This window comes from Leisingera sp. M523, from assembly GCF_025141335.1.
GTDB lineage: Bacteria > Pseudomonadota > Alphaproteobacteria > Rhodobacterales > Rhodobacteraceae > Leisingera.
In genome coordinates, this window is record NZ_CP081036.1 from 2,007,029 (window position 1) to 2,024,190 (window position 17,162).

14 protein-coding genes are annotated in these 17,162 nt (G+C 63.5%); 12 read left to right on the forward strand and 2 right to left on the reverse strand.

Features of this window, described 5'->3' with window-relative positions; translation table 11 throughout:
* Positions 1-70: 70 nt before the first annotated feature.
* From K3557_RS09905 to mdoH, 7 genes are all read left to right on the forward strand, one after another.
* The gene (locus tag K3557_RS09905) at positions 71-541 is read left to right on the forward strand and encodes a DUF302 domain-containing protein (RefSeq protein ID WP_259999427.1); all 471 of its coding nucleotides are present in this window, start codon (positions 71-73) and stop codon (positions 539-541) included.
* 150 nt (positions 542-691) lie between these two features.
* Complete coding sequence (locus tag K3557_RS09910; RefSeq protein WP_259999429.1) at positions 692-2,305, forward strand: thiamine pyrophosphate-binding protein; 1,614 nt, start codon at positions 692-694, stop codon at positions 2,303-2,305.
* Positions 2,292-3,491, forward strand: coding sequence for a CaiB/BaiF CoA-transferase family protein (locus K3557_RS09915; protein ID WP_259999431.1), 1,200 nt, complete (start codon positions 2,292-2,294; stop codon positions 3,489-3,491). The genes K3557_RS09910 and K3557_RS09915 overlap by 14 nt, the downstream gene beginning before the upstream one ends.
* Positions 3,492-3,751: 260 nt before the next feature.
* Positions 3,752-5,113, forward strand: a complete 1,362-nt coding sequence (locus K3557_RS09920; RefSeq protein ID WP_259999433.1) for a tetratricopeptide repeat protein — start codon at positions 3,752-3,754, stop codon at positions 5,111-5,113.
* 24 nt (positions 5,114-5,137) lie between these two features.
* Positions 5,138-6,400, forward strand: coding sequence for an OpgC family protein (locus K3557_RS09925; RefSeq protein WP_259999434.1), 1,263 nt, complete (start codon positions 5,138-5,140; stop codon positions 6,398-6,400).
* Positions 6,397-7,905 (forward strand): glucan biosynthesis protein, encoded by a 1,509-nt coding sequence (locus tag K3557_RS09930; protein ID WP_259999436.1) that lies wholly within the window; start codon positions 6,397-6,399, stop codon positions 7,903-7,905. Before K3557_RS09925 ends, K3557_RS09930 begins: the two co-directional genes overlap by 4 nt.
* Complete coding sequence (gene mdoH, locus K3557_RS09935; protein ID WP_259999438.1) at positions 7,902-9,779, forward strand: glucans biosynthesis glucosyltransferase MdoH; 1,878 nt, start codon at positions 7,902-7,904, stop codon at positions 9,777-9,779. Before K3557_RS09930 ends, mdoH begins: the two co-directional genes overlap by 4 nt.
* A gap of 262 nt (positions 9,780-10,041) precedes the next feature.
* Here the strand turns inward: mdoH and K3557_RS09940 are convergent, their stop codons facing one another.
* On the reverse strand, positions 10,042-10,878 hold the full coding sequence (locus tag K3557_RS09940; RefSeq protein ID WP_259999440.1) for a PHB depolymerase family esterase: 837 nt from the start codon (positions 10,876-10,878) through the stop codon (positions 10,042-10,044).
* The gene (locus K3557_RS09945) at positions 10,878-11,354 is read right to left on the reverse strand and encodes a rhodanese-like domain-containing protein (protein WP_259999442.1); all 477 of its coding nucleotides are present in this window, start codon (positions 11,352-11,354) and stop codon (positions 10,878-10,880) included. The genes K3557_RS09940 and K3557_RS09945 overlap by 1 nt, the downstream gene beginning before the upstream one ends.
* A gap of 288 nt (positions 11,355-11,642) precedes the next feature.
* Between K3557_RS09945 and K3557_RS09950 the strand changes: the two genes are divergently transcribed.
* From K3557_RS09950 to K3557_RS09970, 5 genes are read left to right on the forward strand one after another with little or no spacing between them, the layout of a single operon-like run.
* Positions 11,643-14,504: a monovalent cation/H+ antiporter subunit A gene (locus tag K3557_RS09950; protein WP_259999444.1), complete on the forward strand. Its 2,862-nt coding sequence runs from the start codon at positions 11,643-11,645 to the stop codon at positions 14,502-14,504.
* 2 nt (positions 14,505-14,506) lie between these two features.
* Positions 14,507-14,860 carry a Na+/H+ antiporter subunit C gene (locus K3557_RS09955; protein WP_259984816.1) on the forward strand — a complete coding sequence of 118 codons (354 nt, stop codon included), beginning with the start codon at positions 14,507-14,509 and terminating at the stop codon, positions 14,858-14,860.
* Positions 14,860-16,398: a monovalent cation/H+ antiporter subunit D gene (locus tag K3557_RS09960; RefSeq protein WP_259999599.1), complete on the forward strand. Its 1,539-nt coding sequence runs from the start codon at positions 14,860-14,862 to the stop codon at positions 16,396-16,398. Before K3557_RS09955 ends, K3557_RS09960 begins: the two co-directional genes overlap by 1 nt.
* Positions 16,395-16,892: a Na+/H+ antiporter subunit E gene (locus K3557_RS09965; RefSeq protein WP_259984818.1), complete on the forward strand. Its 498-nt coding sequence runs from the start codon at positions 16,395-16,397 to the stop codon at positions 16,890-16,892. Before K3557_RS09960 ends, K3557_RS09965 begins: the two co-directional genes overlap by 4 nt.
* Entirely contained in the window at positions 16,889-17,158 is a 270-nt protein-coding gene (locus K3557_RS09970; protein ID WP_259984820.1) for a K+/H+ antiporter subunit F, read from the forward strand. The genes K3557_RS09965 and K3557_RS09970 overlap by 4 nt, the downstream gene beginning before the upstream one ends.
* Positions 17,159-17,162 lie beyond the last annotated feature (4 nt).

The window sequence follows — 17,162 nt, forward strand, 5'->3', positions numbered from 1 at the left end:
GCACGCAATTGTGAGCAACCAGCCCGCCCGCGTGATTTAAAAAACCCGGTAAAGCCATTGGAGGGTCCCCATGTTTTTCAAACGCCTGACTGCCGCGCTCATTCTCGCAGCCTCTGCCGCATCCGCCGGAAACATTGCTGCACGCAACGGCTGGGCAGTGCATGAGACGTCAAAGCCCTATGAGCAGCTGATCAAGGACGTCAAAGCCGCCGCCAAGGCCGAAGGCATGGGAGTGGTGACCCAGGCAGGCCCCACCAAGGCCGCTGCCGCCCGCGGCATCACCATCCCTGGGAACCGGGTGATCGGGTTGTTCAACAATGATTTCGCGGTTAAAATCCTGGCGCTGTCCACCGCCGCAATGATCGAAGCCCCCGTGCGCATCTATGTCACCGAGGAGGCCAACGGCAGTGCCACTCTCGCCTACAAGCTGCCTTCCCATGTCTTTGCACCCTACACCGATGAGGGCGGTGAAGCGCTGAAAGCTCTGGCAGGCCAGCTTGATAATCGCTTTGCGCAGATCGCTGAAAAGGCTCAGCAATAGCCCCTTCCGCTTCTTTCTGGTTTAAAATACCCGAAAGCGCATGAAATGCGCCGATTTCCGCTGCAACACGCCTCACACTGGCGTGAGAGGGCTTGCACGCGGGCATATCCTCGGCAATCTGACGGCAAATCAACGGATTGGACCGACAAGATGACAGAGATCCTGCGCACAGCTGACGTTCTGGCCCGGCGCCTGTATGAAGCGGGCTGCCGCCACGCCTTTGGCATGCCCGGCGGCGAGGTGCTGACGCTGGTGGATGCGCTGACACGCGCGGGCATCACGTTCCACCTGGCCAAGCATGAAAACTGCGCCGGTTTCATCGGCGAAGGGGTGCATCACGCTGACGGTGCACCGGTCATTCTGGTTGCCACCCTCGGCCCCGGTGCGCTGAACGGCATCAATGTGGTGGCCAATGCGCATCAGGACAGGGTGCCGATGCTGGTGCTGACCGGCTGCGTCGACGCAGCAGAGGAGCAGAGTTATACCCATCAGGTGCTTGACCATCGCGCAGTGTTCACCCCGATCACCAAGGCAACGTTCCGTTTAGACGCCGAAGCTGCCGATCTGATCGCCGACAAGGCTGTTGCCATCGCAACCGAGGCACGAAACGGCCCGGTGCATATTGATGTGCCGATCTCAGTGGCCGATGCGGCGGCCAGAGATCGCGGCCACCGCCGCGCGCCTGCAAGTGCGGCCGTGCCAAACGGTGAAGCGCTGGCGCAGGCGCACTCCTGGCTGGAAGCGGCAGAACGCCCGCTGGCGGTGATCGGCCTCGATGCGCTGCAGGAAAACGCCGGCCCTGCAATCCGCGCCTTTGTGGAAAAACACCGGATACCGTTCATTACCAGTTACAAGGCCAAGGGGATCATCGCCGAAAACCATCCGCTCTGCCTTGGCGGTGCAGGCCTGTCGCCGCTGGCAGACACACATCTGCTGCCACTGGTGCAGGAGGCCGATCTGGTCCTCTCCATCGGCTATGACCCGATTGAAATGCGCCCCGGCTGGCGCAATGCTTGGGACGTGAAACGCCAGAACGTGATCGACATCGCGCCGGAGGCCAACACCCATTACATGCACCAGGCCGGGCTGAATTTTCTGACCGCCATTACGCCGACGCTAGAGGCCCTATCCGATGGCACCGTACCGCGCGAAACATGGGCCAATGGCCGCCCTGCCGCAGTAAAAACAGCCCTGGCCGACGCCTTCCCGCACGACGACGCATGGGGTCCGGCGGGCGTCATTGCCGAATGCCGCGCTACCATGCCGCCGGAAACCCTTGCCACAGCCGACAGCGGTGCGCACCGGATCCTGCTGAGCCAGATGTGGCCATGCCATGAGCCGCGCGGGCTGATCCAGTCATCGGCGCTGTGCACCATGGGCTGTGCGGTGCCGATGGCAATCGGGCGCAAGCTGGCGCAGCCGGACCACCCCGTGGTCAGCTTCTCAGGCGATGCCGGTTTTCTGATGGTTGCGGGCGAGCTTTCCACCGCGGCAGAACTGGGCCTGGCGCCGATCTTTGTGGTCTTTGCCGATGCCAGCCTTGCGCTGATCGAACTCAAGCAGCGCCAGCGCCAGCTCGCCAACGGCGGGGTAGATTTTTCGGCGCATGACTTCGCTGCAATGGGCCGGGCCTTTGGCGGCAACGGGGTGGCTGTGACAAACCGCGCGGAACTGCGCGCCGCCCTGCAGGACGCGATGCAGGCAGACACATTCACTGTCATCTCGGCTGTGATCGACCGCGGAGGCTATGATGGCCGGATCTGATCTTCTTCCCCACGGCGCGCTCAAAGGGGTCAAGGTCCTCGACCTTTCCCGCATCCTGGCAGGCCCGACCTGTACCCAGCTGCTGGGCGACCTCGGCGCTACGGTGATCAAGGTGGAGAACCCCAAAACCGGCGGCGATGACACCCGCCAATGGGGTCCGCCCTATGTGACCGATGCGGACGGAAACCGATCCGATCTCTCGGCCTATTTCATGGCCGCCAACCGCAACAAACGCTCGGTTGCCATTGATATCGCTACAGAAGACGGACAGCAGGCCATCCGCCGCCTAGCGGCAGAGGCCGATATCCTGATCGAGAATTTCAAACCCGGCGGGCTGGCAAAATACGGGCTGGATTACACCAGCCTCAAGGATGATTTTCCGGGCCTGATCTACTGTTCAATCTCCGGCTACGGCCAGACCGGCCCCAACAGCCACAAACCGGGCTATGACATCATGGCGCAGGGGTTCGGCGGCATCATGTCGCTGACCGGCGAACCTGACGGCCAGCCAATGAAAGCGGGCGTTGGCATCGCAGACGTCATGTGCGGCATGTATGCCTGTATCGGCATCCTTTCGGCCCTGCACCACCGCGAAAAAACCGGCGAAGGCCAGCAGATCGACCTTGCCCTGGTCGATGCCCAGATCGCCTGGCTGATCAACGAAGGTACCGCCTATCTGAACACCGCGCAAATCCCCAAGCGCCGCGGCAATGAGCATCCCAGCATCATGCCTTATGGCGTCTATAAAACCTCGGACGGGCATGTGATCCTGGCGGTGGGCAACGACAGTCAGTTCCAACGCTTTATGGAATTCCTGAAACTGGAAGGCCTGGCAGAAGACCCGCGCTTTGCCACCAACCCGGCCCGGCTGCAGAACCGCGACGCGCTGAACGGGGTCCTGATCCCGTCGGTGCAGCGGTTCACCACGGAAGAGGTGCTGGCCGCGATGGAGGCCCGCAAAGTTCCCGCAGGACCGGTGCAGGATCTGGAGACGCTGTTTGCCACTGATCAGGTCGCGGCCCGCAATATGGCCATCAGCATGGACAGCGCGGCAGGCCCGGTCAATCTGCTGGGCAACCCGCTGAATTTCTCCCGCACGCCTGTAACATACCGGCACGCTCCCCCCGCTTGCGGTGAAGGAACAAAGGAGATTCTGGACGCCAGCGACCCCTTTGGGCCAAGCTAAGCACCGCCTTTCGCGGCGGCTTTCCGCCAAGTGTTACACTTTCCGGCAAATCACCGCCAAATCGGCGGTCATTTCGCCGCTCCTTAACCCTTTCGCTTGCAAAAATTTCCCCGGAAATCCTACACATCCGGCGAATTTGACTGTCAGGCACACACAGGCCATCACCAAACCGCGAGCGGGGTTCGCCCGGACCGATCCGATGAACTACTCTTTCATCAGGACACGGAACCCGCGCTTATTTTGAGAAAGATTGGACTCCTATGATGCATGATATTTTCGGCCAAGACAGCAGCCTGACCGATGCAGCGGCGCTGCGGGATTGGAATGCCGTGCAGATGGGCGTTCTGGCACATGCCGCAGTAACCGCCGATCACCTGGGCGCGGTGCTGAAATCGGCGCCGGAGTTTGCCCTGGCCCATGCGATCAAAGGATTGTCCCTGTTGATGCTGGGCCGCCGGGAGCTGCTTCCCACAGCGCAGGAAGCCCTGCGCGATGCCAAAGCGCAGTACGAAGGTGCCCTGCCGCGGGAACGCAAATATGTGGATGCGCTGGAAAACTGGCTGGCCGGCCGCCCCAGTCAGGCCATCCGCCGGATGGAAGAGGTGCTGGACATCTTCCCGCAGGACACCCTGGCAATGAAGCTCAGCCATGGCATCCGCTTTATCCTTGGCGATCCTGATGGCATGCGGGCATCCGTTGAACGGGTGATGCCGGCCTATGCGCCCGACCACGCGGGCCGCGGTTATCTGTTGGGCTGCCACTCCTTTGCGCTGGAGGAAACCGGCGAGTTTGAACGCGCGGCCAATGCCGGCCGTCAAGCGCTTTGGATGGCGCCGGATGATGCCTGGGGCCTGCATGCGGTGGCGCATGTGCATGACATGACCGGCAATGCCAAATCAGGGCTGGAGTGGCTGCACGGCCGCGAAGAAGCCTGGGCGCACTGCAACAACTTCCGCTATCACGTCTGGTGGCACAAGGCGCTGATGCATCTGGACCTGGGCCAGATGGACGAAGCCCTTGCGCTGTATGACACCGAGGTGCGCAAGGACAAAACCGACGACTACCGCGACATCTCCAACGCGACGTCGTTGCTGGTGCGGCTGGAACTGGAAGGCGTCGATGCAGGCAGCCGCTGGGAAGAATTGTCGGAGCTATGCGCCAACCGCACCGAGGACGGCAGCCTGATTTTCGCCGACCTGCATTACCTGCTGGCCCTCACCGGCCACCGCAAGGAAGACGCCCGCAAGCTGGTTCAGCGCATTCATGCCGACGCCGAGCAGGGAGGGACCGAAGCCTGCGCCCGCATGGGTGATCCGGGCTGCGCAGCCGCCGATGGGCTGGAAGCCTTTGGCGACGGCAATTACAAATCCGCCTTCAGCCATCTTGCCTCCGCCCGCGGCAGCATGCAGCTGGCCGGCGGCAGCCACGCGCAACGCGATGTTTTTGAACGCATTACCATAGACGCGGGAATCCGCTCAGGCCAGCTTGACGCGGTCGAGGCAATCCTGGATGACCGCCGTGCCAAACGCGGCGGCGCCGAGGACAATTACGCGCTTGCCCGCCGCACCCTGATCGCCGAAGGCCGGAACTCTCCCGGTGCTGCAAGCGTTCCTGCCGAATAAGACTTTCAAGGACCAAAAACACAAATGTCCAGCGTTGCGCCCTTCCCCGGGCCTCAGAACGATCCCGGCGTTGCCAACCGCGCAGCCCCCCCGCCGCAAGCGGCACAGCCGCGTGTGCGCGACCCGCGGCTCGACTTCTACCGTGGCATTGCCATGTTCATCATCCTGGCCGCCCATATCCCGGGCAACCGCTGGACCGGCTGGATTCCGGCCCGTTTCGGGTTCTCGGACGCAACCGAGATCTTTGTGTTTTGCTCCGGCATGGCCTCGGCCATTGCCTTTGGCGGCTCTTTTGCCAAGCAGGGCTGGTGGCTGGGCACCGCCCGCGTCGCATTCCGCTGCTGGCAGGTATTCTGGGCGCATATCGGCCTGTTTGTTTTCATTGCCGTCTCCATGGCTGCCATCGACCTCTATGGCGGGTTCGAGAAGAGCTATGTGAACTCTCTGAATCTCGGCCATTTCTTCAAGGATCCGATGACCCAGCTGGTGGGGCTGTTCACCCTGACCTATGTGCCGAATTACTTTGACATCCTGCCGATGTACCTGGTGGTGCTGATGCTGATGCCGCTGATGATGGGTCTGGAAAAAATCGGCCTTTGGGCTGTGGCCGCTGTATCGGTGCTGATCTGGCTGACCGCCAACCCCTATATGATCGGTCTGGGTCCCGACGGTGTGTCACTGCCGGCGGAACCCTGGTCGGAACGCGAATGGTTCTTTAACCCGTTCGGCTGGCAGCTGCTGTTTTTCACCGGCTTTGCCTTTATGAAAGGCTGGCTGCCGAAGCCGCCGGTGTCCAAAGTGCTGGTCGTGCTGGCCGCCGCATTCCTGATCCTGTCGGCGCCTTATGGATCGTGGAAAGTCTTCACCTGGGTCAAGGCCGCCAGCCCCGAGCTGGCCGACCTGATCAAGCCGGGCCGCGATGCCATCGGCGAATGGCGCGAAAAAACCGACTTCGGCCTGCTGCGCTATGCCCATTTTCTGGCGCTGGCCTATCTTGGCTGGGTTGCTGCGGGCGAAGGCGGCAAACGGCTGATCGCCTCCGGCAGTTCCGCCGCAGCGCGGATCTGGGCGGTTCTGCTGCAGGTCATCACCAAGGTCGGCCAGCAATCGCTTGCGGTGTTTGTATTCTCAATGGCACTGGCACGTTTCATCGGCTTTGCGCTTGACCAGACCGACCGCGCGGTTATGACCACGGCATTCGCCAATCTGTTTGGTTTTTTCCTAATCATTGGTTGCGCTTACGGCGCTGCCTGGTTCAAGTCCCAGCCATGGAGAGCCAAGAAATGAGCTCTTTCACCCGCCGTTCCTTTTTGGCCGCCGCACTTGGCAGCACAGCACTTGCCGCATTGCCGTCTGTGGCACGCGAGGCCATGCCCTTTACCCGCGATGTTGTCGTGGCCAAGGCCCGCGCGCTGGCCGCCAAACCCTTTGCCGAACGCCCGATGGTGCCGCAGGATTGGCTGGACCAGTCTTATGACGACTATAAATCGCGCTGGTTCCGCACCAAGGACGCGCTGTGGGCGGGGACCGACCGCAGCTATAACGTCGATTTCTTCCTGCCCGGCCTTTATTTTCCGCGCGCCATTCAGGTGAACACGGTGGCGGACGGCATGGCTGAGCGGATCGGCTTTGACCTGTCGCTGTTCGACAAGAACGACAAGGCGCCGGATCTGACGACCGAGGGCGACCTGGGCTATTCCGGCCTGCGCCTGCGCACCGATCTGGATCACCCGGACAAAAAGACAGAATTCTGCGTCTTCCAGGGCGCCAGCTATTTCCGTGCCATCGGCACCGGCAACGCCTATGGGCTGTCGGCCCGCGGCCTGGCGCTGAAAACTGCCGATCCCGAGGGTGAGGAATTCCCCGAATTCATCGAATTCTGGCTGGAGGCCCCTGCCCCCGGCCAACGCTCGATGGTGGTGCATGCGCTGATGGATTCGCCGTCCGTCACCGGCGCCTACCGGTTCACCATCACCCCCGGCAGCAGCGCGGTGATGGATGTGGAAGCGACGCTGTTCGCCCGCGAGGAGTTAAGCCACGCAGGCCTTGCGCCGCTCACCTCGATGTTCCTGTTCGACGCCACCAACCGCAACCGTTTCGACGATTTCCGCCCGGCAGTGCATGACAGCGACGGCCTCTTGGTGCTGAACGGCAATGGCGAGACCCTGTGGCGGCCGCTTGCCAATCCGACCCGTCTGCAGGTCTCGTCCTTTGTCGATGAAAACCCGCAGGGCTTTGGCCTGATGCAGCGCCCGCGCAGACTGTCGGAATTCAACGACCTGGAAGCCTTTTATCACAACCGCCCCTGCCTGTGGGTCGAACCCAAGGAAGACTGGGGCAAAGGCGCCGTCACGCTGGTTGAGATCCCGGCGGACAAGGAGATTTACGACAATATCGTGGCCTACTGGCGCCCGCGTGACCCCTATGCCGCCGGCTCCGAGGTGAACCTGAATTACCGCCTCACCTGGGGCGAAGAGCCGGTGCTGTCGATGCCGCGGGTGATCGACACCGCCGAGGGCGCGCGGATCTTTGGCGGGCCGGGCCGGATCATGACCATTGATTTCGATGCCCACCCGCTGTTTGACGGCGGGCCGGACACTCTTGACGTCCACATCCACTCTCCCCATGTGGCGACCAGCGAAGGCGTGCTGCAGCACAACCCCGAAACCGGCGGTCTGCGGCTGGCCTTCTATTTTGACCCCGGCGAGCGGGATCACGTTGAACTTCGCGCCCAGCTCAGGAAAGACGGCAATGCCGCTTCCGAAGTCTGGCTTTACAGGTGGACCGCATGACTGCATGTGATCTGATGCCCCCGGAACAGCCGCTGGCGATGCCGGAGCAGGATTTCAGCAAGGACTTCCACGATGCAGACGCGCCCGGCGATGCCGCGCCGCGGCAGGTGGCGTTGTGGCGGCTGCTGGCGTTTTCGCCGGCGATGCTGGCGACGGGTGTGCTGACCTGGGTGATGCGGGGCTGGTTCACGGCTGACGGATTTTCGCTGCTGGAGCTGGTGCTGCTGGCGCTGATCGCCTTCAACTTCTTCTGGATCGCCTTTACCGTCTCGACCGTGCTCCTGGGCCTTTACGGTCTGTCACGCCGGGAAAAGACCGTGGCCCGCGGCGCAGCCCGCCCGATGAAGGTGGCGCTCTTGATGCCGGTCTATAACGAGGTGCCCTGGTACGTGCTGGGCAACGCCCAGACCATGCTGCAGGAACTTCATGGCCGCGGCGGCCAGCATGAATATGCTATGTTCATCCTGTCCGACACCCGCAACGACGCCATCGCCGCACAGGAGCGCGCCAGTGTCGAGGCGCTGCGCGGCATGCTGCCAGAAGGCACTGCACTGTATTACCGCCGCCGCGCCGACAATGAGGGGCGCAAGGTCGGCAATATCTCTGACTGGGTGCGCCGCTGGGGCGCGGATTACGAGGCGATGCTGGTGCTGGACGCCGACAGCCTGATGACCGGCCGCGCCATTGCCCGGCTGGCCGACGCGCTGGCCCGCGATCCCAGCGCCGGCCTGATCCAAAGCTACCCGCAGCTCATTGGCGCGCAATCGGTCTTTGGCCGCATGCAGCAGTTCGCCAACGGCGTCTATGGCCTCGCCCTCGCCGAAGGGCTGGCCCGCTGGGCCGGCCACGAGGGCAACTATTGGGGCCACAACGCGATCATCCGCACCCGCGCCTTTGCCGCCTGTGCCGGCTTGCCGCTGCTGCGCTCGCGCTTTGGCGGCGGTGACAAGCTGATCATGAGCCATGATTTTGTCGAGGCGGGCCTGTTGCGCCGTGCGGGCTGGTCGGTTCGTTTTCTGCCCCGCATCCGCGGATCGTACGAGGAAACCCCAGCCACCCTGATCGACCACATCCTGCGCGACCGGCGCTGGTGCCAGGGCAACCTGCAGCACCTGAACCTGCTGCACGCCAAGGGGTTCCGGGCGATCTCCCGCTTTCACCTGTTTGCAGGCGCGATCGGCTATCTGATGGCACCGGTGTGGTTTGCGCTGCTGGTGCTTTGGGCCGTCATCGGCCGCAGCGACGAGGCGTCTGTGATCAGCTACTTCAGCGAGGCCAACCCGTTCCGCCCCAGCTGGCCGGATATGTCGGAACCCAAACACGTGCTGGTGATCATCCTGATTTACGCGATGCTGCTGGCACCCAAGATGCTGGCCGCAACGGCGCTGCCGCTGACCGGCAGCCGGTTCTCGGAATACGGCGGGCCGGTGCATTTTGCGCTGTCCTTTGTCTCCGAAGTGCTGCTGGCAATCCTCTATGCGCCGATCCTGATGGTGCAGCAGATGATCGCGGTGTTCCGTACTGCCTTGGGGCTGCAGCGCGGCTGGGAACCGCAGGCCCGCGACGGCGGCAGCTATTCATTGCGCACGCTGATCACCTGCCACGCGCTGGAAACCGTCAGCGGTGTCGCGCTCTGGGCCGGGATTCTGTCGGGCACCGTATCGCTGTGGCTGGCGCCGATTGCGCTCTCGCTGGTGCTGGCAGTGCCGCTGTCGGCATTGTCCGGGGTGAAGACCGTGAACCGCATCCGCAACTGGATGGCCACGCGCGAGGAATTCACTGAACCCCAGATCACCCGTGCCGCCCGCGTTGCGCGGGCTGACCTGAAGGCCCTGCTGGAAGGCAGCACCGCCCGCAGCACCCCGGCGGAATAAGCCCGCACGTCAGCCGGGAACTCCCGCGACCGCAGGATCCCCGGCTGCGCCGGGACACCCTTGGCGGTCTTGGGCCTAGCGCCGCGCTGACGCGCGGCGCGGTTGCGCAAATACCCGCCGCTATCCTCAAAAATGCCGGCCTCGCGACGGCATGCAACAGCAGCGCGCCCGCAGGGCGCGCTGCCTGGCCCAACGCTTTGATGGAAATCTTTGATTTCTGTCAAAGGGGCGGGAGTGCTCCGCTCGTTGCAGCCCCCCAAGGTCAGCGCACCGCCGGTTCATCCTCAAACCAGTCTGCCATCCAGCCCGCCCAGCCCTTGGGCACCGTATGGCCGCCATCAAACAGAACCAGCTCGATTTCTGCCCCCGGCCCGCAATCCCAGTGGCGGCGCAACAAGCCGCCCTCGCCCCAGGCATTGGATGGCGCGTGCGACGCGCAGCCATTCGCCTCGCGCCAAACCTCAAGCCCGGCAAAGACATCGCCCTGCTCCCAGCGCCCGTCGCCAAGGACACGCCCCTCCAGCGGTACCACTTCGTCACTCCAGCCATGCACCTGCAACAGACGCACCGGCCCCTCACAGGTCTCAGGCTGCGGCCGCCAGAACGCACCGGACACCGGCGCATAAGCTGCAAAGGCCGCCGGGTCGCTGCAGGCCAGGTAATGCACCATAAAGGCGCCGGCGGAAAAACCTGCCAGTACCGTCTGTGCGGTGGAGGTGCCGAACCGGTCCGCGGCATCCGTCAGCACCGAGGCAAAAAACGCCCCCTCATCCCGGCCTTCGGTGAACGGCCCGAAGCCCCAGGACTGCGGACCGCTGCCGCCGCGCTTGCGCCCTTCCGGGGCAATCACCGCATAGCCGCGCGCTGTCAGCCCTTCGGACAGCGCCCTGTTGCGCATCACCTGCGCGCCGCTGCCGCCGTAGCCATGCAAAAACATCACCACCGGCGGCGGCGTGTTCGCATCAGCGGGCAGCGCGATGTGATAGGCGCCATCCGCAACCTCACACGCGCCGGCCTCCGGCCCGCAGCCCGCAACAGCCGCGCCGCTCCACACCGCAGACAGCAGCGCTGCGGCTGCGCCTGTTTTCCAAGCCTGCATCATCCCTCCCATCGGGCCACCGGCAGGTTGGCGGCAATCCAGCCTGGTCCTGCACCGGACCCCAGCATGCCTTCGGGCACGTCAATCACATTGCTGAAACCCGCCTGCGCCAGGGCCAGCGTCAGCCGGGCCGACCGCACGCCGCGCGCACAGATCAGCGCCACAGGCAAAGCCGGGTCCGGCCCCGCCGCGATTTGCAAGGCTGCGATAAAGTCGTCGCGCCGCATGTCGATCTGATGGCTGCCCACCGGCACCCCCGAGGCGCGCCATTCCTGCGGCGTGCGGATATCCACCAGGGTAATCTCCCCGGCCTGCGCCTGGGCAAAGGCCTCGGCCACGGTCAGCCGCGGGTGATCATGATCGGGGGGCTGCCTGCGCTGCCACCAGATCCCCGCACCAGCCGCCGCTGCAATACCGCCGAGCAGCGCCAGCCGGCGGGACACTCCGCGTTTACCTGTGTTTTCCTGCGCCGCCATCCCGCCGCTTTCCTTTCAATCCGACCGCCCGCTGACTGCCCGGCCCCGGGCCCTTGCTCCAAGACCTAGCAGGCCATGAGGCCGCAATCACCAGAAACAGGCCAATACCGCCGGTCAAGTTCTTGTTATTGGGCGGACACTGCCCAATTATGACCCTAACGAGCGTAAGATTCCCGTCTCTGGCTGCGTCATTATTACCGCATCCAGGCCGGCGGGGGTGGTTCTGGGCAAGAAAATTGCTTAGCACTGGTCGAAAAACGACGCGCCAACCCGACAGGAGACCTGCACGTGTCCCTATTCCTGATTGCGGCCCTGCCCTTTCTCGGAGCCGTCTTCCCAGCGCTGTTGATCCGCGCGGGACGCAATGCGGCAGCCTCAGCCGCCGGGCTTACCACCCTGCTCGCTTTTATCGGGCTGATGCTGCATATCCCGGCCGTGTTCCGCGGCGAAACCATTCATGCCTCTGCAAGCTGGCTGCCTGCCCTGGGCCTGAATGCCAATTTCTTCCTCGACGGGCTGGGCTTCCTGTTTGCAGCAATGATCCTGGGGATCGGCCTGCTGATCATCCTTTATGCCCGGTTCTACCTGTCGCGCGAAGATCCGATGGGCCAGTTCTACAGCTATCTCCTGTTGTTCCAAGGCGCGATGGTCGGCATCGTTCTATCCGACAACATCCTGCTTTTACTGGTGTTCTGGGAGCTGACCTCGCTCAGCTCCTTCCTGCTGATCGGCTATTGGAAACACCTGCCCGAGGGTCGCCAGGGCGCGCGGATGGCGCTGACAGTCACCGGCTCCGGCGGGCTGGCGATGATCGCAGGCATGCTGATCCTGGGCCATATCGCCGGCTCATACGACCTCAGCGTCATTCTACAGAACAAAGACGCCATTCAAGCCTCGCCGCTGTACTTGCCCGCGTTGATCCTGATCCTGCTGGGGGCCTTCACGAAGTCGGCCCAGTTCCCGTTCCACTTCTGGCTGCCGCACGCCATGGCCGCGCCCACGCCCGTCTCGGCCTATCTGCATTCGGCCACCATGGTGAAGGCCGGGCTGTTCCTGATGGCCCGCATGTGGCCGGTGCTGGCCGGCACGCCCGAGTGGTTCTATATCGTTGCCACCACCGGCCTGGTGACCATGCTGCTGGGCGCGGTGATTGCGCTGTTCAAGGACGACCTCAAGGCGCTGCTGGCGTTTTCCACCGTCAGCCACCTGGGGCTGATCACCATGCTGCTGGGGTTCGGCACCAAGATCGCCGCGGTGGCTGCCGTCTTCCACATCATCAACCACGCCACCTTTAAGGCGGCGCTGTTCATGACCGCGGGCATTGTTGACCACGAGGCCGGCACCCGCGACATCAAACGGCTTGGCGGATTGCGGCACCTGATGCCGGTCACCTTCACCATTGGCATGGTCGCAGCGCTGTCGATGGCCGGGATCCCGCCCCTCAACGGCTTCCTGTCCAAGGAAATGATGCTGGAGGAAGCCGCCCATACCGTCTGGAACGGCTCGCATCTGGTAATCCCTGCGCTGGCCTCTGTCGCGGCGCTGTTCTCAGCCGCCTATTCCTTCCGCTTCATCGCGCATGTCTTTTTCGGCCCCAAGCGTGACGACTACCCCGGCCACCCGCATGACCCCAATTCCGGCATGTGGATGGGGCCGGCCTTCCTGGTGGTACTTGTGGTGCTGATCGGCTTTGCGTCGGCCAAGATCGCAGGTCCGATGGTCGCCACTGCCGCAAGTGCCGTGATCGGCGGCGAGAAACTGCCCTATTACTCGCTCAAACTGTGGCACGGACTGACCCCGGCGCTGTATATGTCGCTGTTTGCCGTACTGGGCGGCGCGGTGCTGCTGGCGCTGCACAAGCCGCTGGAGCGGATCTGGAACGCCCTGCCCCGCCCCGAAGCCAAGGTCATTTTCGACGCCCTGATCGACGCCTTTACCCGCCTGGGCCAAGGCGTGACCGAAGGCCTGCACAATGGCAACCTCACCCGCTATGCGGCAGTTATGGTCACCTTTACCGTTGCCATCGCCTATTACGCCTATCAGGGCGGCACTCTGGGCGCGGCCACGCGTGAGCTGCAAGAGCCGGGCCTGCTGCCCGTGCTCGGCTGGTTTGCCCTTGTGGTGGCGACGCTGTTCATCGTCGCCAAACATCGCAACCGCCTGTTGTCGCTGGTGCTGATCGGCGTTGTGGGGCTGGTGGTGTCAATGTCGTTCAACTACCTCTCGGCGCCTGATCTGGCGCTGACCCAGATCTCGGTCGAGGTGGTGACGATCATCCTGATGCTGCTGGCGCTGAACTTCATGCCCAAGGAAACCCCGGTTGAAACTCCGGCCCTGACCCGCATCCGCGATGGCGCGATTTCAGTGATCGCAGGACTGGGTGCCGGCGGGCTGATCTATGCGCTTTTGATGCGCGATTTTGCCTTCCCGACCATTTCGGACTTCCACCTTGCCAATTCCTACAAGGGCGGCGGCGGCACCAATGTGGTGAACGTGATCCTGGTCGATTTCCGCGGCTATGACACCTTCGGCGAGATCATCGTGCTGGGCATCGCCGCCATGGTGATCTTTGCCCTGACCGAGGCGGTTTTGAACAGCCGCGTGCGTGCCCATCTTCTGAACCGCAAGCCCGACCTGCCGCAGGCCGGCGACGCGCATCCGCTGATGATGGTGGTGGCAACGCGGGTGATGATGCCGCTGGCGCTGATGGTGGCGGCCTATATCTTCTTCCGCGGCCACAACCTGCCGGGCGGCGGCTTTATCGCCGGTCTGATCGCGGCAATTGCGATCATCATGCAATACATGGCGTCGGGCTTTGCCTGGGCGACCGAGCGCCAGCGCTATCCGTACCACGCCATCATCGGCTCCGGCGTGCTGATTGCCGCCGCCACCGGCATGGGCGCCTGGTTCAACGGCATGCCCTTCCTGACCAGCGATTTCGGCTATCTGCATTGGCCGCCGCTGGAGGAATTCGAGTGGGCCACCGCCGCCCTGTTCGACCTTGGCGTCTTCCTGGCCGTGGTCGGAGCGGTGCTGCTGGCGCTGGAAAGCCTGTCGCGCTTTGCCTGGCAGCCAGGGATAAGCACCGAGCACGCGATGGACATCAACCCGGCACGCGACGAAGCGGCCAAGACCGGGACGGAGGGATAGATATGGAACTTCTCGTCGCTTCGGCCGTCGGCATTCTGACCGCGGCCGGCATCTACCTGATCCTGCGCCGCCGCAGCTTTCCGGTGATCCTGGGCCTGTCGCTGATCACCTATGCGGTCAACGTCTTCCTGTTCGCCACCGGGCGGCTGGCAACCGCCGCGCCGCCGATCCTCAACAAGTATGAAGAGGTCGCCTATACCGACCCGCTGCCGCAGGCGCTGGTGCTGACTGCCATCGTGATCTCCTTTGGCATGACCGCCGTGGTGGTGATGATTGCACTGGGGGCGTACCTGTCGTCCCGTGATGACAGCACTGCCATGCCGGTTGAAACCGAAGGCGCAGGAGACGACGCATGATCGACCACCTTCTGATTGCGCCGGTGGTGCTGCCTGCCCTTGTGGCGCCGTTCATCATCATGACGGTGCGCCACCATCTGGATCTGCAGCGGATCTTTTCGCTGGCCAGCGTGGTGCTGCTGGCCGCCGTGTCGCTGACCCTGGCTGCCCAGGCCCTGGACGGCACCGTCAAGGTCTATGAGTTGGGCGACTGGCCCGCACCCTTTGGCATTGTGCTGGTGCTGGACCGGCTGTCGGCGATGATGATCGTGCTGACCTCATTGCTGGCGCTGCCGGTCCTGCTCTATGCTATCGGATCCGGCTGGGACACCCGCGGCGCCAACTTCCACGCGCTGTTCCAGTTCCAGCTGATGGGCATCATGGGCGCTTTCCTGACCGGTGACGCCTTCAACCTGTTTGTGTTCTTCGAGGTGCTGCTGATCGCCTCTTACGGTTTGATGATCCACTCCGGCGGCACCCGCCGGTTCCAGGCCGGGGTGCAGTATGTGGTGTTCAATCTCTTGGGGTCCACCCTGTTCCTGTTTGCGCTTGGCACGCTTTATTCGGTGACCGGCACCCTGAACATGGCCGACCTCGCCGTAAAGGTTGCACAGATCCCGGCCGAGGATACCGCCCTGCTGCGCGTTGGTGCTGTGATGCTCTTGCTGGTCTTTGCCATCAAAGCCTCGCTGCTGCCGCTGCATTTCTGGCTGCCCTCGGCCTATGCCAATGCGCCGATGCCGGTCGCCGCGCTGTTTGCCATCATGACCAAGGTCGGCGCTTATTCGATCCTGCGCATCTACACGCTGATCTTCGGCCCCGAGGTTGAGGCCACCGCCGGCCTGACCGAGGCCTGGCTGCTGCCCGCTGCCCTCTTGACCCTCGGCGCCGGCGCCATCGGCGTGCTTGGCTCCAAGAAGCTGGGCCGACTGGCGGCCTTCGGCGCCATCGCCTCGATGGGCACGCTGCTGATCGCCATTTCGCTGTTCACCCAGACCGCCGCCGCAGCGGCGCTGTACTATCTGGTGCATTCCACCCTCGCGGCAGCGCTGCTGTTCCTGGTTGCTGACCTGGTGATGGAGCGGCAGGGCCCGTGGATCCTGCCGCAGCTGCCGATGCCGCAGACCGGGCTGATCTCGGCCCTGTTCTTTGCCGCCGCGATCGCGCTTGCGGGGATGCCGCCGCTGTCGGGTTTCCTTGGTAAACTGCTGGTGCTGGACGCCACCCGCGGCGTTGATCTGGCGCCCTGGATCTGGGCCGTGATCCTGCTGGGGTCCCTGATCACCATTATCGGCATGGCCCGCGCAGGCTCGCTGCTGTTCTGGAAAGGGCACGGCCTGCCGCCTGAAGATGCAGACACCAGCGCCGAGCCGCCCGTGGACACCCTGCCCGCCAGACCGGCGCAGCTGCCCTTTGTCGCCTGCTTCGGCCTGCTGGGCGGGCTCATTGCCCTTACCGTATTCGCAGGCCCCGCCACCCGCTATGCCGAGGCGACGGCAGCCCAGCTCTTTGCGCCAACAGCCTATATCGAAACCGTGCTGGGGAGGACGGCAGAATGAAACTGATCCGGCGGCTGTTCCCGCACCCCCTGCTCACGCTTCTGCTGACCCTCACCTGGCTGCTGCTGGTCAATGGCTGGTCGCTGAATTCGCTGGTCTTTGGCCTGCTGCTGGGGGTGCTGATCCCGTTTGTGACCCAGCCCTACTGGCCCAACCGGCCCAAGCTGCGCCGCCCGCTGAAGATCGCGGAATACATCCTGGTGGTTCTGCTGGACATCGTACAGGCCAACATCATCGTTGCCCGCATCGTGCTGTTCAAACCCAATGCCGACCGCCGCCCCAACTGGATCACCGTCCCGCTGGACCTGAAAACGCCTGAGGCGATCACCGCCCTGGCCGGCACCATCACCATGACCCCCGGCACCCTGTCGGCAGATGTCTCGGACGAGGGCCACGCCCTTCTGGTCCACTGCCTGGACGCCCCCAACCCCGACGCGGTGCGGGACGAGATCAAACAGCGCTATGAGCGCCGGCTGATGGAGATTTTCGAATGATCGAAAGCGCTGCCACTTTCGCCTTTGCCTGCTTTGCCCTGGCAATGCTGATGAATCTCTGGAAAGTCGTCACCGCCCCGGATGTGGCCGACCGCATCCTGGCGCTGGACACCATGTTCATCAACGCCATCGCGCTGATGGTGCTCTATGGCCTGGCGCTGGGGAGTGAGATTTTCTTTGAGGCCGCTATGATCATCGCCATGCTTGGCTTTGTCTCCACCGTGGCCTACGCGCGCTTTATCCTGCGCGGCAATATCATCGAGTGAGGAG

Coding starts and splice junctions, on each gene's coding strand:
- K3557_RS09905 (WP_259999427.1), top strand. CDS start 71: ATGTTTTTCAAACGCCTGACTGCCGCGCTCATTCTCGCAGCCTCTGCC.
- K3557_RS09910 (WP_259999429.1), top strand. CDS start 692: ATGACAGAGATCCTGCGCACAGCTGACGTTCTGGCCCGGCGCCTGTAT.
- K3557_RS09915 (WP_259999431.1), top strand. CDS start 2,292: ATGGCCGGATCTGATCTTCTTCCCCACGGCGCGCTCAAAGGGGTCAAG.
- K3557_RS09920 (WP_259999433.1), top strand. CDS start 3,752: ATGATGCATGATATTTTCGGCCAAGACAGCAGCCTGACCGATGCAGCG.
- K3557_RS09925 (WP_259999434.1), top strand. CDS start 5,138: ATGTCCAGCGTTGCGCCCTTCCCCGGGCCTCAGAACGATCCCGGCGTT.
- K3557_RS09930 (WP_259999436.1), top strand. CDS start 6,397: ATGAGCTCTTTCACCCGCCGTTCCTTTTTGGCCGCCGCACTTGGCAGC.
- mdoH (WP_259999438.1), top strand. CDS start 7,902: ATGACTGCATGTGATCTGATGCCCCCGGAACAGCCGCTGGCGATGCCG.
- K3557_RS09940 (WP_259999440.1), bottom strand. CDS start 10,878: ATGCAGGCTTGGAAAACAGGCGCAGCCGCAGCGCTGCTGTCTGCGGTG.
- K3557_RS09945 (WP_259999442.1), bottom strand. CDS start 11,354: ATGGCGGCGCAGGAAAACACAGGTAAACGCGGAGTGTCCCGCCGGCTG.
- K3557_RS09955 (WP_259984816.1), top strand. CDS start 14,507: ATGGAACTTCTCGTCGCTTCGGCCGTCGGCATTCTGACCGCGGCCGGC.
- K3557_RS09965 (WP_259984818.1), top strand. CDS start 16,395: ATGAAACTGATCCGGCGGCTGTTCCCGCACCCCCTGCTCACGCTTCTG.
- K3557_RS09970 (WP_259984820.1), top strand. CDS start 16,889: ATGATCGAAAGCGCTGCCACTTTCGCCTTTGCCTGCTTTGCCCTGGCA.